Below are 26,690 nucleotides of genomic sequence, written 5' to 3'. Positions count from 1 at the left end.
GGTATGGCACGAAAAGCGACCGTCCTCGCCGCACTCGGAGCATTCGCAACCCTGTTGGCGGGATGCTCCGGCACCGCCTCACCCGCGGGTTCGACGGCCGGCACGCTGAGCGTCGTCGCCTCCACCAACGTGTACGGGCAGATCGCCGAGGCCGTCGGTGGTGACGCCGTCACCGTCACCTCACTCATCGCCTCGAGCGCGCAGGACCCGCACGAATTCGAGCCGAGCGCCGGCGACCAGCTGAAGGTGCAGCGCGCAGACCTGCTCATCGAGAACGGCGGCGGCTACGACCCGTTCCTCGACGCGCTCGTCGGGGCATCGGGTACGACGGCCCCGGTCATCACTGCGGCACAGCTCTCGCCGGAGTGGCCGGCCGACGACGACACCTCGACGCACACCGACGATGCCGATCACGCGCACGACCACCTCGAGGGCTTCAACGAGCACGTCTTCTACGACCCGGCCACGATGGGACTGCTTGCCGAGGCCATCGCGCAGCAGCTGGGCTCGCTCGATCCCGCGCGAGCCGCAGAGTTCACGCAGAATGCCAAGACCTTCGCGGACGGCACCGCCGCCCTCGAAGACAGCCTGGCGACCATCGCCCGCACCCACGCGGGGGCGCGGGTGTTCGTCACCGAACCGCTGCCGCTCTACCTCACGGATGCCGCGGGGCTCGAGAACGCGACACCGAGCGCATTCAGCGAGGCGGTGGAGGGAGGCCAGGACGTACCGCCCGCGACGCTTCTGGACGCGCTGCGAGTCCTCTCCTCGGGTGAGGTGAAGGTCGTGATCACCAACGCCCAAGCGGCGGGGGCGGAGACCACCCAGGTGGAGGACGCCGCGGGCGCCGCCGGCATCCCGGTCCTGAAGTTCTCGGAGATCCTCCCCGATGGCACCACCTATCTTGGATGGATGCAGGGGAACATCGATCAGCTCGCCAAGGCGCTGGGGGCGTGAGCGGGTCGAACCCGCTCGAGATCGCGGGCGCTGCTCTGCGTCGCGGTGACCGTGAGCTGTGGAGCGGGCTCGATCTGACGGTCTCGCCCGGCGAGCTGATCGCCGTGCTCGGCCCGAGCGGCTCCGGAAAGACGACCCTGCTGCGGGCGATCCTCGGCCTCGAGCGTCTCAGCGCCGGCTCGATCACCGCGCTCGGCGAGCCCGTGCAGCGACCGGGCAACCGCCGGATCGGCTACATTCCGCAGGCGCGCCCGCTGCCCCGCGACACGTCGCTGCGAGGGCGCGACCTCATCGCGCTGGGCGTGGACGGCCACCGCTTCGGGCTCCCCTTCCCGCGGAGAGGCGATGCCGCGCGCGTCGACGCGCTCGTCGACGCTGTCGGTGCGCGGGGCTTCGCCGACCGGCCGGTGGGGCTCCTGTCCGGCGGCGAGCAGCAGCGGCTCCGCACGGGCCAGGCGCTCGCCGACGACCCCCGTCTGCTGCTGTGCGACGAGCCGCTCACGAGCCTCGATCTTGCGAACCAGCAGGCCGTGGTCGGCCTCATCGATCGCCATCGACGCGAATCCGGGGCCGGCGTGCTCCTGGTGACTCACGACATCAACCCAGTACTCGGGCTGGTCGACCGCATCCTCTACATCGCGAACGGACGGTTCACGCTCGGCGCACCGGATGAGGTGCTGCGCTCCGACGTCCTCACCGATCTGTACGGCGCTCGCGTCTTCGTGCTCCGAGCCGGTGATCGGCTCGTCGTGGTCGGAGCGCCCGATGCCGAGGCATCCCACCACCACCACGACGAGGCGGCCTCATGAACTGGGACGACGTCTCGTCCGCGATGTTCGGCGGCCTCGCCGATTACGGCGCGATCCTCGCGCTCGTCTCCAACTCGGTGATCGCCGGAGCGGTGCTGGGCCTGGTCGGGGGGCTCGTCGGGGTGTTCGTCATGCAGCGCGACATGGCGTTCGCGGTCCACGGCATCAGCGAGCTCTCGTTCGCAGGGGCCGCCGCCGCCCTCCTGATCGGCGTGGACGTGGTGACCGGATCGATCATCGGCTCGCTGATCGCGGCCGCACTCATCGGCTGGCTGGGCGCCCGGGCCCGCGACCGCAACTCGATCATCGGCGTGCTCATGCCGTTCGGGCTCGGGCTGGGCATCCTGTTCCTGTCTCTGTACAACGGACGCAGCGCGAACCGGTTCAGCCTGCTCACCGGCCAGATCGTCTCGGTGCAGAGCGGCCAGCTGGGCTGGCTCATCGTGATCAGCGCGTTCGTGCTGATCGGCATCCTCCTGATCTGGCGCCCGCTGCGCTTCGACTCGCTCGACCCGCAGTCCGCCGCCGCCCGCGGGGTCCCCACGACGGCGGTATCGCTCTCGTTCATGCTGCTGCTGGGACTCATCGTCGCCGTCAGCGTGCACATCATCGGTGCGCTTCTGGTGATGGCCCTCCTCGTGACGCCTGCCGCCGCGGCGATGCGGATCGCATCAGGGCCCCTGTCGGTGCCGGTGCTCGCGACGGTCTTCGGGTTCGTCTCTGCGGTCGGAGGCATTCTGCTTGCGATCATGGGCACCCTGCCGGTGAGCCCCTACATCACGACGATCTCGTTCGCGATCTACGTGGTGTGCCGCGTGATCGGAGCGCGCCGCGATCGCGTCTCTCGTGCCGACTGAAGCCGGCCGGTCGCGGCGTCTCGGCGCCCAGCCGAACATCGTGAAGGAAAGTCGTGCCCGAAACCGACCGCCGTTGCCCCGGTGGTGCTCACGCGCCACATTCGTCCTTCGAGATGTTCGCCCCTGCCGGTTCACCACCAGAGCAGCCCCGACACCGCCAGCCCATGCACAGGCCGCGTCGTTAGAATCGCGGCCATGACCCAGCGGAACACGTGGCAGCGCGAGCGCGTCCGCGAAGCGCTGGCGGAATCTCGGGGCTTCGTGAGTGCGCAGACTCTGCACGCCACCCTCCGCGAGGAGAACACCGGCATCGGCCTGGCCACCGTCTACCGCGCGCTCGCCGGCCTCGCGTCGCAGGGTGACGCCGACTCGCTGCAGAGCCCTGATGGCGAAAGCCTCTATCGTGCCTGCGCGACCCCCGGGCACCACCACCACCTCATCTGCCGGTCGTGCGGACTCACGGTCGAGATCGAGGCCACGGCCGTCGAGCAGTGGGCTCGCAGCACAGCCGCGACGCACGGCTTCATCGACGCCGAGCACGTCGTCGACATCTTCGGGCTCTGCGGTTCCTGCGCGAAGGCACGCGAAAGCGCGTGAGCCTGCGCAGTACCGCCGCCGGGCCGGCACGCCTGAACGAACCCCGGCCCGATCGCAGCCCGCTCACGCGCACCGCGCTCTGGCTCGGCGTCGGCATCGCGTTCGTCGCGGCGCTGTTCCTGATCGACGTCCTCGCTCCGACCTTCTATCCCGCCTCCCTGCCGACGCGGGCCCAGGACGGACTGACGCTCTCGATCAGCGTGCTCATCGAATCGCTCCCGTTCGTCGTGCTCGGGGTGGTGCTGTCGATCGTCGTCCAGGTGTGGGTGCCACCGGGTGCGATCGAACGATGGATGCCGCGTCGAGCGTGGGCTCGCCGCGCCGTGCTCTCTCTCTTCGGCATGGTCATCCCCGTATGCGAATGCGGGAATGTTCCGTTCGCGCGCGGACTGCTGATGCGGGGCTTCTCGGTTCCCGAGACCCTCACGTTCCTCATCGCGGCGCCGATCGTGAATCCGATCGTGATCATCACGACACACCAGGCATTCGGCTGGAGCGACGGCATCCTGATCGCCCGTCTCGTAGGCGGCTACCTCATCGCCAACCTGATCGGCTGGCTCTACAGCCGCCACCCCGACCCGGACGCACTGCTGACCGAGCGCTTCCTCGAGACGTGTGAGGTGGTGGCGCAGGAATCCGGCGGACGCGGCCGTCGCAGTCTCGCGCAGTTCATCGTGGAGCTGCGTTCCGTGATGCCCGCTCTCGTCATCGGCTCGGCGATCGCCGGCGCCGTGCAGGTGCTCATCCCGCGCGATGCGCTGCTCGCGATCGGCTCGAACCCCGCGCTGTCGATCGTCGCGATGATGGTGCTCGCGATGGTGGTGTCGATCTGCTCCAACGTCGATGCGTTCTTCGCGCTGTCGTTCGCGTCGACGTTCACACCGGGTTCGATCGTGGCCTTCCTCCTGGTCGGACCCCTCGTCGATGTCAAGATGCTCGCGCTCCTCAGGACGACCTTCCGCACGCCGGTGCTCGTCGGCATGGTCGTGGTCGTCGTGCTCTCGGCGTTCGCCATCGGAACGGTGGTGAATCTCCTTGCGTGAGATGAGCAGGCTCGCGACGCGGTGGCTGGGAGTGGGCCTCGCCTCATGCCTGGCGGTCGTGACGTTGACGCTCACGCTCACCGGCCGGCTCGCGCTCTACATCAACCCCGACTCGACGTGGTTCGCTGCGGGGATGTCGGTGGTCGTGCTGATCGGTGCGGTCCTGTCGTTCCTGCTCCCCCTGGGAGCCGAGGCCGATCACGGTCACGATCACGGCGGGCCCGCCCATGCCGAGCCCCCGGCCCTCCGTCGGAGAATCGACGCCAAGTCGGAGGATTCGAGCGAGATCGTCCGACATCCTGCGCATCCTCCGACATTGGCGCGGAGCCTCGGGCTCGCCGCGACCGTGACGGGAGGCGTCGCCGCCTCCGCCGTCGTGCTCTTCATCCTCGTGCTCCCGCCGGCCTCGCTGTCGGCACAGCTCGCGATGTCGCGCGACGTCGGCGCTCCCCCGCTCTTCGCCGGAGCGGATGCTGTCGCCCTCGCCTCGACCGGCGACACCTCGTCGTTCGGCATCGGCGCCTGGGCGAGCGCCTTCGCGACCTCGACGAATCCCGACGCGTTCGACGGCGACACCGTGACCCTCACCGGCTTCGTCACACCGTCCACGAGCGGCGGAGGATTCGCGCTCACCCGCCTCGTCATCACGCACTGCGTGATCGACGCGCAGACCGCGAGCGTGCCCGTCGCAGCCGACGGGTCTGCACCCGAGACCGGTCAATGGGTCACGGTCAGCGGAACCGTGCGTTCGAACGCCGACGGGAAGCTCGAGATCGCCCCGACCTCGATCGCACCGATCCCTGAGCCGCAGGACCCGTATGAGTACTGACGGCACGCCGCTGACCACCCGTCGTGGCCGCACACGTCGCCGACGCGGCCGGGCGTTCGCGATCGGGTTCGCCCTGGTGGTGGGCGTCCTCTCGGTCGTCAGCCTCGCCGGGGCTGCGGGCATCATGGCCCAGGGACCGCGCGTGACCGACGTGCAGATCGACCCGGTCGCCGCCGTGCAGGCGTCGGGCTCGCGGTTGATCCTCACGACGACCCAGTCGCTCACCCCCGTGGACGCGAGCCAGGTCACCGTCACCCCGGCGACGCCGTTCACGGTCGACACCTCCGGCCGCAGCGTCGGCGTGCGGTTCGTGCTGCCCTTGCACGATGCGACCGACTACACGGTCACGATCGCAGGGCTCAAGGGTGTCGGGGGCGGCCCGACCGGCTCGGTGACCCAGTCCTTCTCGACCCCTCCCGTCGACATCTACGTGCTGCGCCGCGCCGCGCAGGCAGACACGATCTTCCGCACCGATCTCGCCGGCCAGACCGCCGTCCCGGTCTTCTCGAATCCCCACATCGAGGACTTCCGCGCCACGGCGAGCCACCTCGTGGTGTCGGTGCGCACCGGTGACGGCACGGCAGCCGGCGGCGCGGCGGCACTGATCGTGACGGATCTCAACGGCGGCGCCCAGCGCGAGCTCCCGCTGCCAGGTACCGGTTTCGTCACCAATCTGCAGAGCGCCGACCGGGGCGAGCTGATCGGATACACATACTCGGATGCTTCGCTCAACGCCACCTCGGGCCTGGAAAGCGCCCTGTTCACGGCATCCCTGAAAGACTCCGCGGCCGATAACGCCCCCACCCCCGTGGCGGTGGCCGGCGGGGATGTGCGGGTCTCGGAGTGGCGATTCGTGCCTGACACCTCCAGCATCCTGCTCCTCGCTTTCGACGGTCGGCTGCTGTTGACCGACTCGACCGGCGCCGATCCGGTCTCACTCGGCAACGCGATGAGCATCGACGGCATCGCTCGCGGTTCGTCGCAGGCCGTCGTGCTGCGGCCGAACGGTCGCTTCGTCGTCGACCTGACGAATGGCGCCGAAACGGCGCTCGTCGATCCTTCCGCCGACCTCGGGCGCGTCGCGGCGGTCACGCCGCTGCCGGGTTCGGATGCAGGGACGGTCCGGATCATCAACAAGATCCAGGGGGGCGTGACGGTGCTGGGCACCACCGTCGCCGTGGTCGGGGCGGACGGCACCACGACCCCGGTCTTCTCCTCGCCGCCCGAGGACGCACTGCTGCAGACCTGCGTGTCGCCGAGCGGGCGGTACGTAGCGATCCTGGTGGCGCCGGCGGTCGTCGACAACAGATTCGACGCGTACCAGCTGCCTCTTCCGGGCCGCCTGGACACCCACATCGTCGACCTGTCCACCGGCGCTGAGACCGTGAACGTCACGGGTTTCGACGCGTCATGGTGCCAGATCCCGCCGAAATGACACGGAACCCGCCGAAATGACACTGCGACCGGCCACACGCGACGACCTGAGGGGACTCCCCGTCGAGGTCGCCCCCGGACTGCTGGGCGCGCACCTGACCGTGCGGCTCGGAGGCGACGTCGTGACCGCCCGGCTCACCGAGGTCGAGGCATATCACGGGCTCGGTACCGGCGCCGTGCCCGACCCCGGTTCGCACGCGCGCAGCGGCCCGACCCCGCGCAACGCCACCATGTGGGGCGAACCGGGCCACCTGTACGTCTACCTCAGCCACGGCATCCACTCGTGCGTGAACGTCGTGTGCGGCCCCGCCGGCACGGCCGGCGGAATCCTGCTGCGGGCGGGAGAGATCGTCGCGGGAAGGGATGCTGCTCTTCGCCATCGCCTGCAGCGCGGCGGCGTCGTGCGCAGCGATCGAGACCTGGCGCGCGGGCCCGGACGGTTCGGCGACGCGATCGGCCTCCGGCATCCCGTCCACGACGGGATCGATGCGATCTCGGGAGGCGAGTGGCACGGGGCGGTGGCGCGGCTCGACCTGCCGAGCGAACCCGTGCCGGGCGTCGTCACCGGCCCGCGCGTCGGAGTGGCGGGCGTCGCGGGCACGGCCGCGTTCCCCTGGCGCTTCTGGATCGCCGGCGACCCGACGGTCTCGGCCTTCCGGTGGGGGCGCGGCGCCGGGCCGTCGTCGCCGCGGGCTCCGGCATCCGTCCGTCAAGCCAACACGCCGCACATGCTAGACTGACTCTTTGTCTGCGCGTCTTCCACACGTGCAGTTCGCCCCCCACACCCCTCTCGGTCCTCCACAGGGCCGGGTCGCGGTGTGCGGGACAGACAAGGGATCTTGGGTGAGGCCGTCCGGTCTCACGGTATTGAAGGAGAAATCACTATGGCAGCAGTGTGCCAGGTGACTGGAGCTGTTCCCGGCTTCGGTCACTCGATCAGCCACTCGCACCGCCGGACGAAGCGCCGCTTCGACCCGAACGTGCAGAAGAAGACGTACTACGTGCCGTCGCTGGGCCGCAACATCAAGCTCAACGTCTCGGCCAAGGGCATCAAGGTCATCGACGCCCGCGGAATCGAGTCCGTCGTCAAGGACCTCCTCGCGAAGGGTGTGAAGCTCTAATGGCGAAGAAGGCCCAGGACATCCGTCCGATCATCAAGCTGCGTTCGACCGCCGGCACGGGGTACACCTACGTGACGCGCAAGAACCGCCGCAACAACCCCGACCGCATCGTGCTGAAGAAGTACGACCCGGTCATCCGCAAGCACGTCGACTTCCGAGAGGAGCGCTGATCCATGGCCAAGAAGAGCAAGATCGCGCGCAACGAGCAGCGCAAGGTGGTCGTCGACCGCTACGCCGCGAAGCGCGCCGAACTGAAGAAGGCGCTCATCGCCCCCAACTCGACCGACGAAGAGCGCGAAGCCGCCCGTCTCGGTCTGCAGAAGCTGCCGCGCAACGCGTCGCCGGTTCGCCTGCGTTCGCGTGACGTCATCGACGGCCGCCCCCGCGGTGTCCTCACGAAGTTCGGCATCTCGCGTGTCCGCTTCCGTGACATGGCGCACCGTGGCGAGCTGCCCGGCGTGACCAAGTCCAGCTGGTAGTCACTCGCACCACGCAGAAGGCCCGCGGATCCTCGGATCCGCGGGCCTTCTGCGTTCCCCGCGCCGTCCCTCCTACAGTCCGCGAGACCGGATAGGCGAGACGAGACAGTGACGAATGCGCCCGGTCTCGTGGCGCCTATCCGGTCTCGCGGAAGGGAGGTGAAGAGAGTCGCACCAGCCCCAGAGACCCCATCCGTCACACGAATAACGCCGACACGCCGGGCAGATGTGTCAACAACCCCGGAAATCCGCGGATTTCCGGGGTTTCTGGCTATAGTCGAGGGCGGTCGATCCGACCAGCCGGAGGGCAGATGCCGTCCGGTCCGAGCAATGAAAAGGCGGCGATCGCCGCCTTGGAGGACAACCCCATGGCCGACAAGTCCATCACCAAGACCGAGCTCGTCGCGAGCATCGCCAGCGCCACCGGTCAGAGCCAGGCCGCTGTGTCGGGCGTGCTCGACTCCCTCTTCTCGACCGTGTCCGAGGCCGTCGCCAAGGGCAGCAAGGTCTCGATCCCGGGCTGGATCGCATTCGAGCAGGTCGCCACGTCCGCTCGCACGGGTCGCAACCCCCAGACCGGCGCCGAGATCAAGATCCCCGCGGGCAAGCGCGTCAAGGTCACGGCCGGCTCGAAGCTGAAGGCTGCCGTCAAGTAGACCCGAAACTCAACGAAAAGGGGGATGCTGCGGCATCCCCCTTTTTCGTCTGTCCGGGCGGCGGGCCCCGACGTCGAAGCGCCGGGAGACATCGGCCCGATCGCGCCACTGGCGGGCCAGAAGCTCGCAAAGAGCCCGGAGTCTTCACCGCCGCCGGCCCCGCCGACCGGCGGCGCCGCCGCCGCGCCTAGGCTGGAGAGGTGAACCCCCGAGTACTCAGGGCCGCCGGCCCCGCGATCCTCGTCGTGGTCGCGCTCGTGGCGCTGCTCTGGGGGCTCGCGTTCGGTGGGGGCGCTGTCCCCCTCGTGATCGGCGACCCGGGTGCGTTCGTCCGCTGGGGGCTGCCGATCGCGACGCTCGCCGTCAACCTGAGCGCTGCGGGGTTGGTCGGATCGCTCGTACTCGCGCTCTTCGCGCTGCGCGCCGGCGAGCAGGAGTTCGACACCGCGCTGGATGTGGCATCCATCTCGGCCGCCCTGTTCACCGTCGCGGCCGGGGTCACCGGCTTCCTCACGTTCTTGAACGTCATTCCGGCGACGGTGAGCGCCGACGCCGCCTTCGGCCAGCAGCTCGGCCGATTCCTCGTTGAGGTCGAGACGGGCCGCGGGTGGCTCATCACGACGATCGCCGGCGCCGCTCTGACCGTCCTCACCTTCGCCGTGCGGTCGTGGACGGCGACGCTGTTCGTGACGATCCTCGCCGTCGCTGCGCTCGTGCCGATGGGTACGCTCGGGCACTCGGGTGAGGAATCGAATCACAACACGGCGGTGATGGCGCTCGTGCTGCACATGATCGGTGCGGCGGTCTGGCTCGGTGGCCTCATCCTTCTCGTCGCCGTGCGGCCCCTGCTCACCGCCGAGCGGATGCAGTCCGTCTTGCTGCGCTACTCGAGCATCGCGCTCGGGGCGTTCATCGTGGTGGCCGTCTCGGGTACGGTCCGCGCCGCGATCGGTGTGGGTACCTGGGCGGCCCTGTTCTCGTCGGCCTATGGTCTGCTCGTGCTCGTCAAAGTCGCCGCGCTGATCGCGATCGGTGTGCTCGGCGCGATCTACCGCAGGTACCTGATCGCCCGCATGGGCGGGGATGCCGCACCCGGCCGTACGGCGAAGACCACCCCGGCCCGGGGGAGTGCGTCGCCCCGGTTCTGGTGGCTCATCACTCTCGAGCTCGCATTCATGGGGGTGGCCAGTGGCGCGGCCGCGGCGCTCGCGCGCACACCTCCGCCGACGGGCGGGTCGCTTCCTGAGCAGACACCGGCGGTGGTGCTCACCGGTTCGCCCGTGCCGCCCGAGCTCACCTTCGAGCGCTGGCTGACATCGTGGGACATCGATCTGCTCTGGGCGTTCATCGTGGGCTTCGGTCTGTTCTTCTACCTTGCGGGCGCGTGGCGGTTGCACCGCAGGGGTGACCGCTGGCCCATCTATCGCACGGTCTTCTGGGTGCTCGGTCTGCTTCTGCTCTTCTGGGTCACGAGTGGGCCGGTGAACGCCTACCAGGATTACCTGTTCAGCGTTCACATGGTGGGGCACATGCTGCTCACGATGGCCATCCCTCTGCTTCTGGTGGCGGGGGCGCCCGTCACTCTCGCGGCCCGCGCGATCCGCAAACGCGACGACGGGTCGCGTGGCGGCAGGGAATGGATCCTGTGGGCGGTGCAGTCGCCGGCCTCACGGGTGCTGACGAATCCGTTCGTCGCGGCCGGCCTGTTCATCGGATCGCTCTGGGTCTTCTACTTCACCGATCTGTTCCGCTGGTCGCTCTACGACCACCTGGGGCACGAGTGGATGGTCGCCCACTTCCTCATCACGGGATATCTGTTCGTGCTCACCCTGATCGGCATCGACCCGATCCCCTATCGCCTTCCGTACGCGGGCCGCCTGGTCGTGCTCATCGGCATCATGGCGATGCATGCGTTCTTCGGCATCGCGATCATGATGCAGTCCGGTCTCATGGTGTCGGAGTGGTTCGGAGCGATGGGGCGCACGTGGGGCGCGACCCCGCTGGAGGATCAGTACATCGGCGGCGGCGTCGCATGGTCGATCGGAGAGCTGCCCACCCTGATCCTCGCGATCGTCGTTGCGATCCAATGGAGTCGCAGTGACGACAAGGCGCAGCGTCGGCGTGACCGCCAGGTAGACCGATCGGGCGACTCGGAACTGGACGCATACAACGCCAAACTCGCGGCGCTCGCCGAGCAGGATGCGCGGGTCGGTCGCTAAGGCTCTCGAAAGCGAGGGCGCGGTGGCACCGGCATCCCTCTCAGGACGGACCCGGTCCGCTCACCTGAATCGATGCCGTTCCGTCGGGGAGCACCTCGATCGTGCCACTGACATCGAACGCCACATCCTCGTCGATCTCGCTCAGCGAGCCGTCGAAGAGCGAGCGGACCTCGACCCGGATGTGCGCGATGGCCTGCGTCGCCGGGATCTGCCAGTCCGCGCCGTTGGGCACCACGCTGATGGTCGGCGACTGCGCGATCGACCACGTCGGGGGTGAGACGACGCGATCCTCGAGCCGGTATCCGAACGGGCAGGCGGTCGGCTGGAGCACCTGCTGCTGCGCGCACGCAGTCAGGAACTCGTCGACGCGCTCCTGCACGACCTCCACGAACTGGGCGGTCGGCTGGGCCTGCACGTCGATCGGCACAGCGGTGAGGGGGCTGTCCGAGAGCACGGCGACCCCCGGAGTGGTGGCGATCGCTGTGCTCACCGACACGGAGTACAACCCGGGGGAGAAGACCAGCATGGGCAGGGGCGCGAGCGCCACCGCATTGACACCGTCGGGTGAGACCTGGCGCTTGTCGAGGGCGAACCCGTTGACGTCGAACTTCATCGACCCGCGCACGGTGAGGTCGATCACTGCCAGCGGGCTCGTTGCGAACCGCCATGCCGGCGCGATGCCGATCCACCCGTCGCGCTCGACATCGAACGTCGTCGTGCCGGGGTACCCGCCCGCGACATATGACACGGTCACGTGCGTGAGATCGCCCGCCTCCTCCTCCGACAGGACCTTGACGTCGGTGAGGCTCGTGAGCGCGGCCTGACGCAGCAGCGCATCGGAGGCATGGTCGCCGATACCGGCGGCGGCGAGCTCTTCGGAATCGACCGCGACTCCCGGGAGGGCGAGTGCATCGGCCGCGCGCCGCTCGGCGAGCAGACCGAGATAGCGCTCGACGAAGGCGCGAGCGCTGTAGAACTCCTGCGAGATCGAGAGCGCTCCCGCCACGACGGCGCCGATGAGCAGCACGCCCACGAGGGCGAGGGCGGTCAGATCGAACGCGAGGCCGCTGCGCCGTGGCCGTCGGCCGCGAGGGGCGGATGCTGCGACCGCCGCCGAGGCAGGCACCGGCGCAGCGCCCTCGTGCGCTTGACCCACCGCCCCTTGGTCCACGGCCTCAGTCTAGGAAACCGCGCCCGAAGGGAAGCTGAGTCAGAAAGGACGAACCATCCACCGAGCGGGTGCGGCGCACCGGGCGGAGCACGCTCGCGGTTAGCATGAAGCGGTGAACGCGCCCGCCCTGTCTGCCGAGCAGGAGGCGCTGTTCCGGCTGATTGAAGACACCCGCGACCATGTCTTCGTGACGGGGCGCGCGGGCACGGGCAAGTCGACGCTCCTCCAGCACCTGGCGTGGAACACCTCGAAGCAGATCGCGGTGTGCGCCCCCACCGGCGTCGCCGCGCTCAATGTCGAGGGTCAGACGATCCATTCGCTGTTCCGGCTGCCGATCGGCCTCATCGCCGACGGCGAGCTCGACCAGTCCGACGCGACACGCAAGATCCTCAACGCGATCGACACGCTCGTCATCGATGAGATCTCGATGGTGAACGCCGACCTGATGGACGGGATCGACCGCTCGCTCCGCCAGGCGCGCGGGCGCAAGGCCGAACCTTTCGGCGGTGTGCAGATCGTGATGTTCGGCGACCCCTACCAGCTCGCCCCCGTCCCGCCCCGGGGCGACGAGCTGCGCTACATCAACGATCACTACCGCTCGTTCTGGTTCTTCGACGCGAAGGTCTGGGTCGGCGACGTCGCGAGCGACGGCCTCATGGACGTCGGCGCCTACGGCGCGCACCTGCACATCCGTGAGCTCGTCGACATCCACCGGCAGGCCGACCCGGCCTTCAAGGCCATGCTCAACGCCGTGCGGTACGGGCATGTCACGGCCGACATCGCCCAGGTCCTCAATGACACGGGTGCGCGCACGCCTCCCGGTCCGGCCGATGGCGAGCATCCGATCATCACCCTCGCGACCCGCAACGACATCGTCAACAGCATCAACCGCCGGCACCTGGCCGACCTCGTCGGGCGTGAGCAGACCGCGAACGCAGAGATCAGCGGGGATTTCGGGCGGGGGGATGCCTCGTACCCCGCGGATGCCGAGCTGAAGCTGAAGGTCGGCGCTCAGGTCATGTTCCTGCGCAACGACACGTCGTCCTTCGGTGAGCCCCCGCGCTGGGTGAACGGCACGATCGGAACGGTCACGCGGATCGCGGGCGGGAGCGTCCGGGTCGAGGTCGACGGAGCGACGCACGACGTCGAGCCGGCCGTGTGGGAGAGATACCGCTACGCGTACGACCCCGGCTCCAAGGCGCTCACGCGCGAGATCGTCGCCGAGTTCACGCAGTTTCCGCTGCGTCTGGCGTGGGCGGTCACGATTCACAAGTCTCAGGGCAAGACGTACGACCGGGCGATCATCGATCTGGGATCGGGTGCGTTCGCGCCCGGGCAGACCTACGTGGCGCTGTCGCGGCTCACTTCGCTCGACGGCCTGTACTTGTCGCGACCGCTCCGACCGAGCGACATCCGGGTCGACCCCGATGTGCAGCGGTTCATGGCCGACCGGCGACGCGCGGCGGCAGCCTCCACGTCCTGACGTTTCGTCGAGCAGCGCAGCGACGAGACGAAACGCGACTACGCCACCCGGCGGGCCTTCGCGTCGGCGAGGTCGATGAACAGGTCGGTGTTGAACTGATAGGCCACCAGCACCTCGTCGATCACGCGCTCCTGCTCCGCGGCGTCCCAGGGCGCAGCATCCAACTGCTCGCGGTAGTACTCCTTGAACGCCTTCGGGTCGGCGATGTCGGCGAAGAGGTAGAACCCGATGCCGTTGGTCTCGAAACCGAACTGCCTGGCCATGAGGCGTCCGATGAACTGTCCGCCGGAGAGGTCGCCCAGGTAGCGCGTGTAATGGTGCGCCACGAACCCGCCCGGCCAGGTGGCCGCCACCGCGTTGATGCGGTCGACGTAGCGCTGCGTCGTCGGCAGAGGCTCGATGCGATCGCGCCAGTCGGCGCCGATCAGGAACTCGAGGTCGGCCTCGAGCGCCGGGATCCGGGTGAGGCGATCACTCAGGAACACGGATGCCACCGGGTCGGCGCGCATCCGATCGGCGGCGCTCTCGAGGGCTTCGTAGATGAACCAGTGCTGGGCGACGAGAGCGACGTAGTCGTCGCGAGTGCCCTTGCCCTGCATGAGGTCGGACATGAAGCCGGCGTGCTCACTGCCGGAGTGAGCACCACTGGAGCGCTCGCGCAGGGCGGCGGAGAAGGGGACGAGGTCGGGCATACCTTCACCATAGCTCAAGGTAAGGGAGCCCTTACTCAGAGATCTCTGAGAGTGCCGGCCGTTCGGTGGGGGCCAGGGGGGCCAGCGGTTCAGCCGTGCGGGCGGGGTTCCAGGCCGAGCCGCAGGCACGCCTCGTCGTACAGGGCCACGATCTCGCGGCGCACCTCGCGCCGTTCCGTGATCGCGCCGCCCGGCCACGGGACGCGCAGCGTCGCGGGCGACCCATCGGCCCGCTCCACCGACCACGAACCCCCGTCGCCATCGAACCCGGTCATCACGGCGGCCACCGCATCCCGATCCGCACCGAACGCGCGCGCGATGAGCAGGTTGTCGTCCGAGTGATCGTCGTTCATGTGACCGAGCACACCGCTCAGGGCGGCATCGTCGAAAACGTGGGCCATCTCTACAGCCTAGGGACGTCGATGATCGTGCACTCGGCTCGGTGTGTTTGAATTCAATGCAGAATTCCTCGGGGGTGAGTATGCGAGGCCGTCCAAGACGCCATCGCGCCGTGGCGACGTTGTCGGGTGTCGTCGCGCTGATCGTCGCGCTCGCAGGCTGTGCCGCCGAGGACCGGGTAGAGGTCAAGGGGCCCACGCAGGTCGAGGCGGCGCTCCCCGAGGCGACGGTGCAACAGCTTCAGGATGCGGTGACCGCCGCGATGACGGCGACCGGGTCGCCCGGGGCGATCGTCGGGGTGTGGGCCCCGTGGAGCGGCACCTGGGTGACCGCTCTGGGCACTCAGACTCCCGGCGGCGGAGATGCCGTGAGCGTCGATGACGAGTTCCGTGCCGGCCCCGTGACGCGAGCGATGACGTGCGACGTGCTCTACCAGGTCGCCGCAGCGGGCAAGGTCGGTCTCGATGACAGCGTCACGAAGTGGGTGTCGGGCGTGCCGGACCTCAGCGACATCACGCTCCGCCAGCTCTGCGACGGCACTTCGGGTATCGGGTCGTCGTCGGGCGTGCTGATGGGCGAGCTCCTGGCCAACCCGGCTCGGGCATGGAACCCGCGCGAGTTCGCCAGCTTCGGCCTCGGCCAGAACCGCACGTCGCAGCCGGGTGTCGCCTGGCGCGACTCCGACGCGGGATACATCCTCCTGGGCCTCGCACTCGAACGGGCCACCGGCGAGAGCGCGGCGACACTCCTGAACGACCACGTCTTCGGGCCCCTCGGCATGACCGCGACCAGCCTGCCCGACGCCCCTGCGGCCGCGCCCGGCGGTGACGGGACCGCGCTCGCGGGCTACTATTCCCCGCGCGGGGGCGACGGCGTCGTGAACTGCGCCGCCCCGTTGGACATCACGACGATGTCGTCGAGCTCGATGTTCACCGACTCAGGCGTGGTCACCGACATCCAGGATCTCGGGCACTACGTCCAGGCCCTCGCACACGGCTCGCTCCTTCCTGCCGGAACCCAACGGCTTGCGGACGCCAAGTCGCCGTTCGACGGCGCCCCGTCATGGTTCACGACCGGCGGCGGCGTCTTCCAGGCAGGGTCGCTCATCGGTCAGTACGGGGCGGTGCCGGGCTACCTCACGGCGGCGTTCTCCGACCCAGACAGCGGCCTGACGGTCGCGATCGTGCTCAACAACTCCGCTGCCGGTTCGAGCGTGGCGGCGGAGCTCGCATGGGAGCTCGCGGCGATCGCCTCGAAGGCGCCCGCTGCGGCAGGCCAGACGTCGCCGGGCGCGGGGCTGCCGTGGACGGCGGAGCAGTTCCGCGACGAGGTCGCCAAGGCGGCGATCTGCGCGCCGCCTGCGCAGTGAACCCGTCCGCCGAATGACCATCCGAGTTATCTGAAGCACCCAGGTGACCACTCGAGCGGGCACGACTCCCGCCATCCTCATCGTCGTCGTCGGGCTGATGTGCCAAGAGGTCGGCGCATCGCTCGCGGTGCTGCTGTTCCCCTCGGTCGGGGCACTCGGCATGGTCATGCTGAGGCTCGTCTTCTCGGCGCTCGTGCTGATGCTGATCGCACGTCCGAGCCTGAGAGGCCATTCCGGGTACGCGTGGCGTTCGGTGCTCTGGCTCGGAGGGGTGCTCGCTCTGATGAACGGGCTCTTCTACCTCGCCCTCGAACGCCTCCCTCTCGGTGTCACCGTCACGATCGAGGTGCTGGGGCCGCTCGTGCTGTCGATCGTGGCGAGTCGCCGCGCCTCGGCGTGGCTGTGGGCGCTGCTGGCCCTCGTCGGCGTGCTCGCACTCGGTGGCGGGGGCTGGGACAATCTCGATCCGGTCGGAGTGCTCTTCGCCCTCGGCGCGGCAGCGACCTGGGCGTTCTACATCCTCGCTTCGGCACGGGTGGGGCGCGAGTTCCCCAGGCTCGACGGGCTCGCCCTCGCGATGACCGCCGGTGCTCTGCTGTCGCTCCCCTTCGGCATCTTCTCGGCCGGTGCCGCACTGCTGCGACTGGACCTGCTCGCCATCGGCGCCGCCGTTGCCCTCCTCTCGTCGACGATCCCGTACGCTCTCGAACTCATCGCGCTGCGCAGGCTCCCCGCGGCGGTGTTCGCGATCCTGATGTCGGTCTCGCCGGCGACGGCGGCCCTGGCGGGGTTCGTGCTCCTCGGTCAGGCGCTCACGTGGGTCGAACTCGTCGGGATCGCGCTGGTCATCGCGGCGAGCATCGGGGCGGTGCTGGCCTCGAATCGTGCGGCGCGAGACACGGCGCAGCCGCTGGGCTGAGCATCCGATTCACCCGCTCGGGATGCCGCGGCCGACGCGCGTCGCGGTATACCCTGGCGGCACATACCGCGCTCGGCGCGCCAACGGAGGGAGTCGTCATGGCTGGAACCCGACCCGGTGGGGTCACCGTCGTATCGATCCTCGCGTGGATCTCGGGGCTGCTGCAGCTCATCACCGGCATCCTCGCCCTGTTCGTGGCACCGACCTCGTCGGCGATCATGGTCGCGGCGTGGATCGCGATCGTGCTGGGCGTCATCACGATCCTCGTGGGTGCCGGCCTCTGGCGCGGCAGCTCGGTCGCACGGCTCATTGCGACCGTCGTGTTCGTGCTCAACCTCGTGAACGCCGTTTTCACGATCTTCGCCACGCCCGCGAACGCGTGGTCTGCCACCGTCAACGGACTCTTCGCGCTGATCGGCATCATCCTGCTCTGGACGAAGGCCGCGAGCGACTTCTTCCGCCGCTGAGCGGGCGCGTTTGCCGCACGGGGGCAGGAGAACTCGCGGAGACAGGATAGATCAGGCCGGTTTCGTCCTGTGGGCGTGCGATCGCCTGTCGTGGTGCGCTGGCGAGCAGCGGGCGCGTTTGCCGCACGGGGGCAGGAGAACTCGCGGAGACAGGATAGATCAGGCCGGTTTCGTCCTGTGGTCGTGCGATCGCCTGTCGTGCTGCGCTGGCGAGCAGCGGGCGCGTTTTGCCGCACGGGGGCAGGAGAACTCGCGGAGACAGGATAGATCAGGCCGGTTTCGTCCTGTGGGCGTGCGATCGCCTGTCGTGGTGCGCACATCGCCGGGCGGGTGTCAGCGCGGCGGGCGCTCGCCCGTGAGCACCTGCATGAGGTGCGACGAGATCGAGCCGTCGACGTCGAGCACCACGCGGGTGCGCGCGCCCGGGTGATCGCGATCGCCGAGCCGTTGGCCACGCAGGTCGGCGATCGTCTGGCCGCGGCCGGGGCCGTGAGTGGTGTCCACGCGCACAGGCACGCGGGGTCCGCGGGTGATCGTCGTGCCACCGGCGGCGATCACCGCGGCGAGCGGATCGTGCAGGGCGCAGGTGCGGATGCCGTAGGTGGGCCGGTAGAAGTCGAAGTAGAGGTCGAGCATCCCTCCCACGGCTCGCAGCAGGGGATCGGATGCTTCGGCCAGTGTGACGCGGTCCGCCTCGCTGAGTGTGTGCTCCATCGTGGCATCGAGCGGCACGAGCGTGATGTCCCAGTCGGCCGTGAGCAGGGCGTCCGCCGCGGCGGGATCGTTGAAGACATTCGCCTCGGCGACGGCGGTGATGTTGCCAGGAACGTTTGCTGCGCCGCCCATCGTGGTGACCTCCGCGATCCGCTCGGGCAGAGTCGGATCCGCCTCGAGCGCCTCGATGATGTTGGTCATCGGCCCGATGGTCAGGACGTGCAGGCGGCCGGCGTAGCGATGCGAGAGGTCGATCAGGAGCTCGACCGCCGACACGGCCTCGGGCTCGCGGCCGGAGCGGGGCAGTTCCACCCCGCCGATGCCGTTGTCGCCGTGCACGTGCGCGGCGCCGCCGGAGTATTCGTGCGACGAGTGGTGGTGCGCGCCGACGGCGACCGGGATGCCGTCCGCACCGGCGAGGGCCAGCAGATCGAGCGTATTGCGGGCGGCCTGCGCCGCCGATGTATTGCCGCTGACGGTGCCGATGCCGACCAGGTCGATGCTCGGCGAGCGAAGCAGGTAGGCGAGCGCGACGGCGTCGTCGACTCCCGTGTCGCAGTCCAGGTAGACGGGAATCGGGTCGGTCATGGAGCTCCTCATCGTGATTCGTCGGCGCTCGCGATGCGCCCCACTCTCGGTTATACCGTGACCCGGACGTGCCGCGGCGCGAGGGCCGCCCGTGATGGAATGAACGCATGGACTCGCCGCAACTCGGTTCCCTCGTGGTCGTGGGCAGCATCAACGTCGACCTCACGGCATCCGTCGCGCGTCTTCCGGGTGCGGGCGAGACGGTGCTGGGCGGCACGCTCGAACGCCTGCCCGGAGGCAAGGGCGCCAATCAGGCCGCCGCCGCGTCGCGGCTGGGGGGCGCAGTGCGGATGGTCGGTGCGGTCGGCGACGACGCGGACGGCCAGTGGATGCTGCAGAGCCTGCGCGACGCCGGAGTCGACACCGCCGACGTCTGGCTCGGCGCCACGGCCACCGGCACCGCGCTGATCACGGTCGACGCGGCGGGCGAGAACCAGATCGTGGTGTGCCCCGGGGCCAACGCCGACGTGTCGCTGGATGGCGTGCGCTTCGCGCCGGACGACGCGGTGCTCGCCCAGCTCGAGATCCCGTTCGAGGTCGTTGCCCAGCTCGTGGACGCACCGGGCTACCTGGCGATCAACGCCGCGCCCGCGCGCCCGCTCACCGAGGCGCTCGTGCATCGGGCGGATCTGATCATCGTCAACGAGACCGAGTTCGCGCTGCTCCCCGAACTGGAGAGCGCCCAGCTCGTCGCAGTGACGTACGGCGGCGACGGCGCGGCGCTGCGTCGCCACGGCCGCGAGGTGGCGCGCGTCGCCGCGCCGCGGGTCGAGGTGGTGAGCTCGGTCGGGGCGGGCGATGCGTTCTGCGCGGCGATCACGCTCGCGCTGCACGCCGGTTGGGACGATCACGACGCGCTGCGCGCCGCGTGCGCCGTCGGTGCGGATGCGGTCACCCACGCCGCTGCACAACCACCGCTCCGCGCGCTGCACTCGTACCGCTGAGCGCCCGCCGAGCGCCGCTCGAGTCCGCCTCTTCTCGCCGGGGCGGATGACCGGCAGGTTTCGTCTTACTGGCAAAGGGCTGACCGCTCCAAACCCGAACTCCATCCGCTCCGTATGACCGGTATGCGGAATGACATCGATACTGACGAAGACACGAATACCCGGGGCGCCGCCGCAGTCGTTCCGCTCTTCACCCAACTGGCCAGCTTCGGTTTCATCGGCGCCTGCGCGTTCTTCGTCGATCTCATCGTCTACAACGCACTCCGTGCCGGCGTTCTGCAGGATTCACCGATCTGGTGCAAGGTTCTCAGCGTCGCTGTGGCCACCGTCGCCGCCTGGTTGGGAAACAGGTATCTGACATTCCGGCGCGAGCGTTCGCCCCGCGCACTCCGTGAGGCCTGATCTTCGCGGTCGTCAACGTCATCGGTCTGCTCATCGCCGCCGGCTGCCTCTTCGTGTCGCACTACCTGCTCGGATTCACGTCGCAGCTGGCCGACAACATCTCGGGCAACGTCGTGGGCCTCGTCCTCGGCACCGCCTTCCGCTTCGCCGCCTATCGGTGGCTGGTCTTCTCGCCGCGGTTGCGCACCCTGCGCCTTCCGCGCCCCACCCGTCGAATCGTCCGCATGGACTCCGGAGGTCTCTCGTGATCCCAGCTCTTGACATCGCCCTATCCGCGCGCGACCCCGACCCGATTCCCGAACCGCTCCTCACGCCCGTCGCACCCGCGCCGGGGCAGCTCGTCCCCGGTGTGACGGATGTCCCCGTCCCCGCACAGTCCCCGACCACGATCGCCGGGGGCATCCTGCCCGACTGGTCGATAGCGGAGTGGTTCGGCTACAGCGGCATCATCGTGCTGGCGCTCCTGCTCACCGCGGTCGCGACGACGACGCTGTGGTGGATGCTGCATGCCTGGCGATCCGCCGACGACCTGCGCGCGACGCAGTTCAGCTCGTCACCGCGCGCCGCACGCCATCGCTTCACCCTCTTGGTGCCCGGGCGTCACGAGGAGGAGGTCATGGGGCAGACGCTCGACCGTCTCGCGCAGCAGGACCATCCCGACTTCGAGATCATCGCGATCGTCGGCCACGACGACCCGGGAACCGAATTGGTCGTGCGCGAAGCCGCGGCCCGTCACCCCGATCTCATCCGGGTGGTCGTGGATGACAGCGTGCCCAAGAACAAGCCGAAGGCGCTGAACCGCGCCCTCCAGATCGCGACCGGTGACATCGTCGGGGTGTTCGACGCGGAGGACGAAGTCCATCCGGGCCTGCTCACTGTCGTCGACTCGAAGTTTCAGGAGACCGGAGCGGATGTCGTTCAAGGCGGCGTGCAGCTGATGAACTTCGAGACGAGCTGGTGGTCGCTGCGCAACGTGCTGGAGTACTACTTCTGGTTCCGCTCGCGCCTGCACTTCCACGCGCGCTCCAAGTTCATCCCGCTGGGCGGGAACACCGTCTTCGTCACTCGCGACCGCCTCGAATGGTCGAAGGGGTGGGACGATCAGTGCCTCGCCGAAGACTGCGAGCTCGGTGTGCGTCTGTCGAGCGACGGGGCGAAGGTGGTCGTCGCCTACAACCCCGAGTACGTCACCCGCGAGGAGACGCCGCCGACGCTGAAGTCGCTCTACAAGCAGCGCACGCGCTGGAACCAGGGCTTCCTGCAGGTGCTGGGCAAGGGCGAGTGGAAGAAGCTCCCGACGCTCCGTCAGCGCATGTACGCCAGGTACCTGCTGAACATGCCGTTCCTGCAAGCGGCGACCGGCATCCTGATTCCGATCTCGGTGGCCTTCATCCTCCTCGTCAAGGTGCCGACCATCGTCGCGCTCATCACCTTCCTTCCGCTGGTGCCGACGGTCATCACTCTCGTCGCGGAAGCAGCCGGACTCACCGAGTTCGGCCGGGTGTACGCCAAGAAGGTCCGCATCCGCGACTACGTGCGGCTCGTCCTCGGCCTCGTGCCCTACCAGGTCTTCCTCGCCGCAGCGGCCGTCCGCTCCGTCATCCGCCAGTTGCGCGGTGACGGCAGCTGGGAGAAGACCGAGCACACGGGGGCGCACCGCGATCCGGCATCCACGACGTCCACCCCACCCCGCCTCGCTTCGCCTGAGCTGGTCCCCGCCACCGCTTCGGAGGTGAACCGATGACTTCGACACTCGAGCGCACGCCCACGGTGTCCGTCCCCGTGCTGCCCCCTGCTTCCGGCGGCACGGCAGCCGTGCGCCCTCGGGGCTCGTGGCGTGCGCGACTGACCGACCTCGTCTGGCTCCTCCCCGCTCTTGCTGTCGGCCTCGTCGTCAACGCGATCAACCTGGGCGGCTCGCCGCAACGAATCGACGATGAGGGCACCTACACGGCACAGGCCTGGGCCATCGGCCATCTGGGCGACCTCACCCACTACACGTTCTGGTACGACCATCCGCCCCTCGGATGGATCCAGATCGCCGGGTACGCGGGCCTCACCGGAGCATGGGATCGGCACGATGTCGCCGTCGTCGCTGCCCGCGAGGCCATGCTCGTGGCGACCGCGATCGCCGCGATCCTCCTCTGGTTCCTGGTGCGGCGCATCGGATTCGCACGCCCCACCGCCTCCGTCGCCACCGCACTGTTCCTGCTGTCGCCGCTGGCGGTGCAGTTCCACCGTCAGGTGTACCTCGACAACATCGCCACCGCGTGGCTGATCGGAGCACTCCTGCTCGCGATGAGCAGACACAAGCAGCTCCTCGGATACATCGGCGCCGCGGCGGCGTTCGGGATCGCGGTCCTCACCAAGGAGACCTATCTCCTCGCGCTCCCCCTCGTCGCGTGGCTCATGTGGCGTGGCGCAGACCGCACGACCCGTCGCTACACGCTGTCCGTGGCATCCGCCGTGTTCGCACTCATCGGCCTCGTCTATGTCGCGTTCGCTCTCGTCAAGGGAGAGGTGCTTCCCGGCGCCGGACGAGTCAGCCTCGCCGAGGGTCTAGGCTTCCAGCTCGCATCCCGTGAGGGCAGCGGGTCGCTCCTGGACCCCGGCAGTCTCATGTCGCGCACGGTGGGCATGTGGTGGCAGCTGGACTCCATCCTGATCGTCGCATCGCTTGCCGCAGCCGTCGTCGCGCTCTTCGTGCGTCGTCTGCGTCCGTGGGGGATCATGCTCCTCGCACTCACCGCATTCATGTTCCGCGGCGGCTACCTGCCGGTGCCCTACGTCATCATGCTGCTGCCGTTCGCCGCCATCGTGCTCGCCGGGGTCGGGCAGGTCGCCGTCGAACGTGTGCTGACCCGGACACGGCGTCGTCGGCTGCTTTCCCGCCTCGCGGGGGCGGGAATCGCGGCGGGGCTCGTGGTGGCGGTCATCGCCGCGGGGCCGCTCTGGACCGCGCAGCTTCGCGGATTCCTGCTCGCTGATCTTGACCGCCCCCTTCGCGACGCCGAGGCGTGGATGGCGCAGAACGCGCCGAGGGATTCGCGGATGCTGGTGGACGATGCCATGTGGGTCGACCTCGTCGACGAAGGGTTCGACCGCGAGAACGTGGTCTGGTACTACAAGGCCGATACGGACTCCGACGTTCAGGCTCTGGCTCCGAACGGGTGGCGGGACTACGACTACGTCATCACCACCGATTCCATGCGAACCTTCCCGACCGACCTTCCCACGGTCCAGGAAGCCACCACCAACAGCGTTGTCGTCGCCTCGTTCGGCGAGGGCGCGCAGCAGGTCGAGATCCGATTCGTCGATACCGCGCAGTCCGGTCTCGCCCAGGCCGGTGACGATGGGCTCTACGCCGCCCGCTCGATCGCCGGTCAGCAGCTGTCACGCAGCCCCCAGGTCGGCTTTCCAGCCGAAGAACAGGACCTGCTGGCATCCGGCGTCGTGGACGCGCGGATTCTGCTCACGCTCGGACAGCTCTCCACCATCGGGCGGGTCGACATCGCGACCATCGGCCAGCTCGACGGCGACCCGTCCGGCGTGCATCGTCAACTCGTCATCAGCTCGTTCGCCGGCGAGGATGCGCGAGGGACGGCCGCCGGCTCCGAAGAGGTGCTGCGCTTCTACGAAGCTCTCACGGGAGTGTTCGCCCCGCTGTCCGCAGTGCCGAGCGACGCGGGCGTCGTCGTGACGTTCTCGCCCGTCGAGCCCGCCGATCTCCTGCCGCGGCCGACGGAATGACCCTGTGCCGGCGCGCGGCATGACCGCGTGCCGGCCGATAGCCCTCCATGAAAGGATCACCATGATTCGCAACAGCGCACCCCGAAACTCACCACCCCGCAGCGTGGGACGAGGCATCCGCCGTCTGGCCATCGTGGCCGCCGTCGTCATCCCGGCCACTCTCGGCATCGCCAGCGCCCCGGCGGCGTACGCGGCACCCGCCGATCCAGGCGGGTGGGCCCGCGTCGCGCATCTCTCGCCCGACACCAAGTCCGTCGACGTCCAGATGACGGCCCTCGCCGGAGGCGCGGTCGTCTACGAGCTCGACGATGTCGCCTACGGCGCGGTGAGCCCGTACATTCCGCTTGCGGAAGGCACCTACGTCGTGTCCATGGTGCCGTCGGACGCCGCAGCAGGCACCGAGCCGATGGTGCAGCAATCCGTCGAAGTCGCTGCGGGACAACCGGTCACGGTCGCTGCGTACGGACGAAACATGAATCTCCAGACCGTCGTCTTCCGGGATGACCTGTCCGCCCCGGCGGAGGGACAGGCGCGGGTGCGGGTGATCCAGGCGTCGACGGTCGAACCGACGGTCGACGTGGACACCGCGCAAGGGCGCTCCATCGCTCGCAAGGTCCCGACCGGTACGGCCACCGGTTACGCGGCCGTGGCCGCGGGCGCGTGGAACCTCGAGCTGACCGGCGCCGATGTGGTGTCGTCCGCAGCGGTGGACCTGCCGGCGGGTACGGTGTCGACCCTGTTCGTCCTGGACACCGCGAACGGCGCACTCACTGCCCGGGCGATCACCGACTCCGCGACACTCGCCGACATGCCCGTCGGGGGCATCAACACGGGCGGCGGCGGCACGGCGAACGGCAGCGGATCTCCGCTCGGCGCCCTCGCCGGGTTCGGGGTCGCCCTCGGAGGCATCGCGCTCACCCTCACCGCACTGCGCCGCCGTCGGGCTGGAGGCACCGGCTGATGCGGCTGAAGCGGGCTCTGACCGCGGCCGCCACCCTCACCGCCTTCGCCCTCGTGATGACGGCGTGCTCCGGGCCGGCCGCCGACGTGTCGGCTGACGCCAGTGAGCCCGCCGCGGCGGCGGCCGACGCCTTCCTCGCGCAGTACGTCGACGACGGTCGAGTGGTGCGTACCGATCAGGGCGGCGACACCGTGAGCGAGGGCCAGGCCTACGGTCTGCTGCTCGCCGTCGCCGCTGACGACGAGGCGCGATTCGACGAGATCTGGGGGTGGACGACCGCACACATCCAGCGCGACGACCTGCTCCTCGCGTGGCGCTGGGAGAACGGATCGGTGGTCGATGACCAGCCCGCCTCCGATGCGGACCTCGATGCGGCGCGGGCCCTCGTCCTTGCCGGAGACGCGTTCGATCGGGAGGACCTCCGTGAGGACGGCGTCGCTCTGGGCAAGGCCCTGCTCGACGAGATGACGGCGACGACCGGCATCGGACGGATCCTCTTGCCGGGCCCGTGGGCGACCGCTTCACCGCACGCGTACAACCCGTCTTACTCCTCACCGGTCGCGTACGCCGTTCTGTCGGATGCTTCCGGTGACCGGCGCTGGGACGAGCTCGCCGACGGAAGCCGCGCGGCGACCGAGGCGTTGCTGAACGCCAACGCCCTTCCCACGGACTGGGCCACCGTCGCCAGCGACGGGTCGGTCGCGATCGCCGGTTCGGCGAAGGGCGACGGCGAGCCCGGATACGGATACGACGCGACCCGCTTGTCGATCCGGTACGCCGAGTCATGTCAGCCCGGCGATGTGGCCCTCGCCGCCCGGATCGCCGCCGCTCTTCCCGACGACGACGTGCTGCCCGCCGAGCTCGACTCGGGCGCCGGCCCCGTGACGACGGATCAGCATCCGATCGCATATGCCGCCCGTGCCGCTTCCTACGCGGCGGACGGACGGCAGGATGCCGCACACGCCGATCTCGCACGAATGACGGCGACAGCGGCTGCGACGCCGACGTACTACGGCCAAGCCTGGGACGCCCTCGCGGTGGCCATGCTCACCGATGATGTCCTCGCCGGGTGCGCTCCGCTCGCGGCGCCGGCCTCCGGCGCAGCTGCCTCGACCTCGAGCGCGGGCGGCCTCCAGGATCCCGTTCCCGTGAAGGCTGCGTCGAACGTGGTCCCCGAGCGGATCTCGATCCCCTCCATCGGCGTGGACTCGCCACTGATCGGCCTCTGTCTCGGCGCGGACGGCTGGATCGAGGCACCAGCTGATTTCAACGACGTCGGCTGGTACGAGAACGGGGTCGTCCCTGGTCAGATCGGCCCCGCCGTGATCGCCGGCCACGTCGATTCGCCGACGGCGGCCGCCGTCTTCTACGACCTTCCGAAGCTCGCTCCGGGCGACACCGTGACGGTGGCTCTGAGCGACGGCACGACCGCGGAGTTCGCCGTCACCCGCATCGAAACGGTGGAGAAGGAGAGCTTTCCCACGTCATCGATCTACGCGCCCGTCCCGACGCCTGAACTCCGGCTCGTCACGTGCGGCGGCGCGTGGAACCCCGACACCGGTCACTACGTCGACAACGTCGTGGTCACCGCGGTCTCCATCTGAGCGATTGCGTCGCGTGCGGAGCCTCTGGGCGGTGGGGCCCGCCCGGGGCGGGTCGGGTTCCTACGGCATCCGCATCGATTGCCGCTTCGTACGACCTTCGGCCGCACGAAGCGGCAATGGAGGGGATGACGGGAATCGAACCCGCGCTATCAGCTTGGGAAGCTGAAGTTCTGCCATTGAACTACATCCCCGCAGCGGCAGGCCGCGGCATCCCCCCAGCATAACA

General features: G+C 69.1%; 28 protein-coding genes and 1 tRNA gene. 24 read left to right on the top strand and 5 right to left on the bottom strand.

Translation table 11 applies throughout. From position 1 onward, the window contains the following. Positions 1 to 3 precede the first annotated feature (3 nt). The 13 genes from F6B43_RS13675 (at position 4) to F6B43_RS13615 (ending at position 11,001) form a co-directional block, all read left to right on the top strand. A complete protein-coding gene (locus F6B43_RS13675; protein WP_150449452.1) occupies positions 4 to 957 on the top strand; it encodes a metal ABC transporter solute-binding protein, Zn/Mn family in 954 nt (317 codons plus the stop codon). Continuing rightward, complete coding sequence (locus tag F6B43_RS13670) at positions 909 to 1,766, top strand: metal ABC transporter ATP-binding protein (protein WP_150449451.1); 858 nt, start codon at positions 909 to 911, stop codon at positions 1,764 to 1,766. Before F6B43_RS13675 ends, F6B43_RS13670 begins: the two co-directional genes overlap by 49 nt. After that, positions 1,763 to 2,623 (top strand): metal ABC transporter permease, encoded by an 861-nt coding sequence (locus tag F6B43_RS13665; RefSeq protein WP_150449450.1) that lies wholly within the window; start codon positions 1,763 to 1,765, stop codon positions 2,621 to 2,623. The genes F6B43_RS13670 and F6B43_RS13665 overlap by 4 nt, the downstream gene beginning before the upstream one ends. Before the next feature lie 195 nt (positions 2,624 to 2,818). Next, positions 2,819 to 3,220 (top strand): Fur family transcriptional regulator, encoded by a 402-nt coding sequence (locus F6B43_RS13660; protein WP_150449449.1) that lies wholly within the window; start codon positions 2,819 to 2,821, stop codon positions 3,218 to 3,220. A 32-nt stretch (positions 3,221 to 3,252) separates the two neighbouring features. Next, complete coding sequence (locus F6B43_RS13655; protein ID WP_246159969.1) at positions 3,253 to 4,263, top strand: permease; 1,011 nt, start codon at positions 3,253 to 3,255, stop codon at positions 4,261 to 4,263. Next, positions 4,256 to 5,092 carry a TIGR03943 family putative permease subunit gene (locus F6B43_RS13650; RefSeq protein WP_211368135.1) on the top strand — a complete coding sequence of 279 codons (837 nt, stop codon included), beginning with the start codon at positions 4,256 to 4,258 and terminating at the stop codon, positions 5,090 to 5,092. Before F6B43_RS13655 ends, F6B43_RS13650 begins: the two co-directional genes overlap by 8 nt. Further along, the gene (locus F6B43_RS13645; protein ID WP_150449447.1) at positions 5,082 to 6,527 is read left to right on the top strand and encodes a hypothetical protein; all 1,446 of its coding nucleotides are present in this window, start codon (positions 5,082 to 5,084) and stop codon (positions 6,525 to 6,527) included. Before F6B43_RS13650 ends, F6B43_RS13645 begins: the two co-directional genes overlap by 11 nt. A 16-nt stretch (positions 6,528 to 6,543) precedes the next feature. Continuing rightward, positions 6,544 to 7,266 carry a DNA-3-methyladenine glycosylase gene (locus F6B43_RS13640; protein WP_150449446.1) on the top strand — a complete coding sequence of 241 codons (723 nt, stop codon included), beginning with the start codon at positions 6,544 to 6,546 and terminating at the stop codon, positions 7,264 to 7,266. A gap of 144 nt (positions 7,267 to 7,410) precedes the next feature. Then, a complete protein-coding gene (gene rpmB / locus F6B43_RS13635; RefSeq protein ID WP_150449445.1) occupies positions 7,411 to 7,647 on the top strand; it encodes a 50S ribosomal protein L28 in 237 nt (78 codons plus the stop codon). Then, on the top strand, positions 7,647 to 7,817 hold the full coding sequence (gene rpmG / locus F6B43_RS13630) for a 50S ribosomal protein L33 (RefSeq protein WP_150449444.1): 171 nt from the start codon (positions 7,647 to 7,649) through the stop codon (positions 7,815 to 7,817). Before rpmB ends, rpmG begins: the two co-directional genes overlap by 1 nt. 3 nt (positions 7,818 to 7,820) lie before the next feature. Continuing rightward, positions 7,821 to 8,126 (top strand): 30S ribosomal protein S14, encoded by a 306-nt coding sequence (gene rpsN / locus F6B43_RS13625; RefSeq protein WP_150449443.1) that lies wholly within the window; start codon positions 7,821 to 7,823, stop codon positions 8,124 to 8,126. A gap of 368 nt (positions 8,127 to 8,494) precedes the next feature. Then, positions 8,495 to 8,782: an HU family DNA-binding protein gene (locus F6B43_RS13620; protein ID WP_150449442.1), complete on the top strand. Its 288-nt coding sequence runs from the start codon at positions 8,495 to 8,497 to the stop codon at positions 8,780 to 8,782. Positions 8,783 to 8,982: 200 nt separating this feature from the next. Then, positions 8,983 to 11,001 (top strand): bifunctional copper resistance protein CopD/cytochrome c oxidase assembly protein, encoded by a 2,019-nt coding sequence (locus F6B43_RS13615; protein WP_150449441.1) that lies wholly within the window; start codon positions 8,983 to 8,985, stop codon positions 10,999 to 11,001. Between the two features lie 40 nt (positions 11,002 to 11,041). Here the strand turns inward: F6B43_RS13615 and F6B43_RS13610 are convergent, their stop codons facing one another. Beyond that, the gene (locus tag F6B43_RS13610; RefSeq protein WP_246159948.1) at positions 11,042 to 12,172 is read right to left on the bottom strand and encodes a hypothetical protein; all 1,131 of its coding nucleotides are present in this window, start codon (positions 12,170 to 12,172) and stop codon (positions 11,042 to 11,044) included. 112 nt (positions 12,173 to 12,284) lie between these two features. Here F6B43_RS13610 and F6B43_RS13605 point away from each other — a divergent pair, with 112 nt between their 5' ends. Next, the gene (locus F6B43_RS13605) at positions 12,285 to 13,655 is read left to right on the top strand and encodes an ATP-dependent DNA helicase (RefSeq protein ID WP_150449440.1); all 1,371 of its coding nucleotides are present in this window, start codon (positions 12,285 to 12,287) and stop codon (positions 13,653 to 13,655) included. Positions 13,656 to 13,693: 38 nt separating this feature from the next. Here the strand turns inward: F6B43_RS13605 and F6B43_RS13600 are convergent, their stop codons facing one another. Next, the gene (locus tag F6B43_RS13600; protein WP_150449439.1) at positions 13,694 to 14,347 is read right to left on the bottom strand and encodes a biliverdin-producing heme oxygenase; all 654 of its coding nucleotides are present in this window, start codon (positions 14,345 to 14,347) and stop codon (positions 13,694 to 13,696) included. A gap of 89 nt (positions 14,348 to 14,436) precedes the next feature. Further along, the gene (locus tag F6B43_RS13595) at positions 14,437 to 14,748 is read right to left on the bottom strand and encodes a DUF2470 domain-containing protein (protein WP_150449438.1); all 312 of its coding nucleotides are present in this window, start codon (positions 14,746 to 14,748) and stop codon (positions 14,437 to 14,439) included. 110 nt (positions 14,749 to 14,858) lie between these two features. Between F6B43_RS13595 and F6B43_RS13590 the strand changes: the two genes are divergently transcribed. From F6B43_RS13590 to F6B43_RS13580, 3 genes are all read left to right on the top strand, one after another. Further along, a complete protein-coding gene (locus F6B43_RS13590; RefSeq protein WP_343030095.1) occupies positions 14,859 to 16,115 on the top strand; it encodes a serine hydrolase domain-containing protein in 1,257 nt (418 codons plus the stop codon). Between the two features lie 43 nt (positions 16,116 to 16,158). Further along, a complete protein-coding gene (locus F6B43_RS13585; protein ID WP_150449436.1) occupies positions 16,159 to 17,034 on the top strand; it encodes an EamA family transporter in 876 nt (291 codons plus the stop codon). A gap of 98 nt (positions 17,035 to 17,132) precedes the next feature. Then, complete coding sequence (locus F6B43_RS13580; protein ID WP_150449435.1) at positions 17,133 to 17,501, top strand: DUF7144 family membrane protein; 369 nt, start codon at positions 17,133 to 17,135, stop codon at positions 17,499 to 17,501. A gap of 333 nt (positions 17,502 to 17,834) precedes the next feature. Here F6B43_RS13580 and F6B43_RS13575 read toward each other — a convergent pair whose 3' ends face one another. Continuing rightward, positions 17,835 to 18,803 (bottom strand): nucleoside hydrolase, encoded by a 969-nt coding sequence (locus F6B43_RS13575; RefSeq protein WP_150449434.1) that lies wholly within the window; start codon positions 18,801 to 18,803, stop codon positions 17,835 to 17,837. Between the two features lie 107 nt (positions 18,804 to 18,910). On the opposite strand from F6B43_RS13575, the gene F6B43_RS13570 reads away from it, so the two are divergent. From F6B43_RS13570 to F6B43_RS13545, 7 genes are all read left to right on the top strand, one after another. Then, positions 18,911 to 19,747, top strand: a complete 837-nt coding sequence (locus F6B43_RS13570; RefSeq protein WP_150449433.1) for a ribokinase — start codon at positions 18,911 to 18,913, stop codon at positions 19,745 to 19,747. Positions 19,748 to 19,861: 114 nt separating this feature from the next. Further along, positions 19,862 to 20,149 (top strand): GtrA family protein, encoded by a 288-nt coding sequence (locus F6B43_RS19900; protein ID WP_246159947.1) that lies wholly within the window; start codon positions 19,862 to 19,864, stop codon positions 20,147 to 20,149. Between the two features lie 53 nt (positions 20,150 to 20,202). Further along, positions 20,203 to 20,397, top strand: a complete 195-nt coding sequence (locus tag F6B43_RS19895; protein WP_246159946.1) for a GtrA domain-containing protein — start codon at positions 20,203 to 20,205, stop codon at positions 20,395 to 20,397. After that, positions 20,394 to 21,893 (top strand): glycosyltransferase family 2 protein, encoded by a 1,500-nt coding sequence (locus F6B43_RS13560; protein WP_246159945.1) that lies wholly within the window; start codon positions 20,394 to 20,396, stop codon positions 21,891 to 21,893. Before F6B43_RS19895 ends, F6B43_RS13560 begins: the two co-directional genes overlap by 4 nt. Continuing rightward, entirely contained in the window at positions 21,890 to 23,899 is a 2,010-nt protein-coding gene (locus tag F6B43_RS13555; protein ID WP_150449432.1) for an ArnT family glycosyltransferase, read from the top strand. The genes F6B43_RS13560 and F6B43_RS13555 overlap by 4 nt, the downstream gene beginning before the upstream one ends. Before the next feature lie 61 nt (positions 23,900 to 23,960). Next, positions 23,961 to 24,860: a DUF4397 domain-containing protein gene (locus F6B43_RS13550; RefSeq protein WP_170285662.1), complete on the top strand. Its 900-nt coding sequence runs from the start codon at positions 23,961 to 23,963 to the stop codon at positions 24,858 to 24,860. Then, complete coding sequence (locus F6B43_RS13545) at positions 24,860 to 26,464, top strand: class F sortase (protein ID WP_150449430.1); 1,605 nt, start codon at positions 24,860 to 24,862, stop codon at positions 26,462 to 26,464. Before F6B43_RS13550 ends, F6B43_RS13545 begins: the two co-directional genes overlap by 1 nt. Positions 26,465 to 26,581: 117 nt before the next feature. On the opposite strand, the gene F6B43_RS13540 is transcribed toward F6B43_RS13545, so the two are convergent. Continuing rightward, positions 26,582 to 26,655, bottom strand: a tRNA-Gly gene (locus F6B43_RS13540). Positions 26,656 to 26,690 lie beyond the last annotated feature (35 nt).

The sequence above is a fragment of the Microbacterium rhizomatis genome (assembly GCF_008710745.1).
Classification (GTDB): domain Bacteria; phylum Actinomycetota; class Actinomycetes; order Actinomycetales; family Microbacteriaceae; genus Microbacterium; species Microbacterium rhizomatis.
This window is presented reverse-complemented; position numbering and strand designations above follow the sequence as displayed.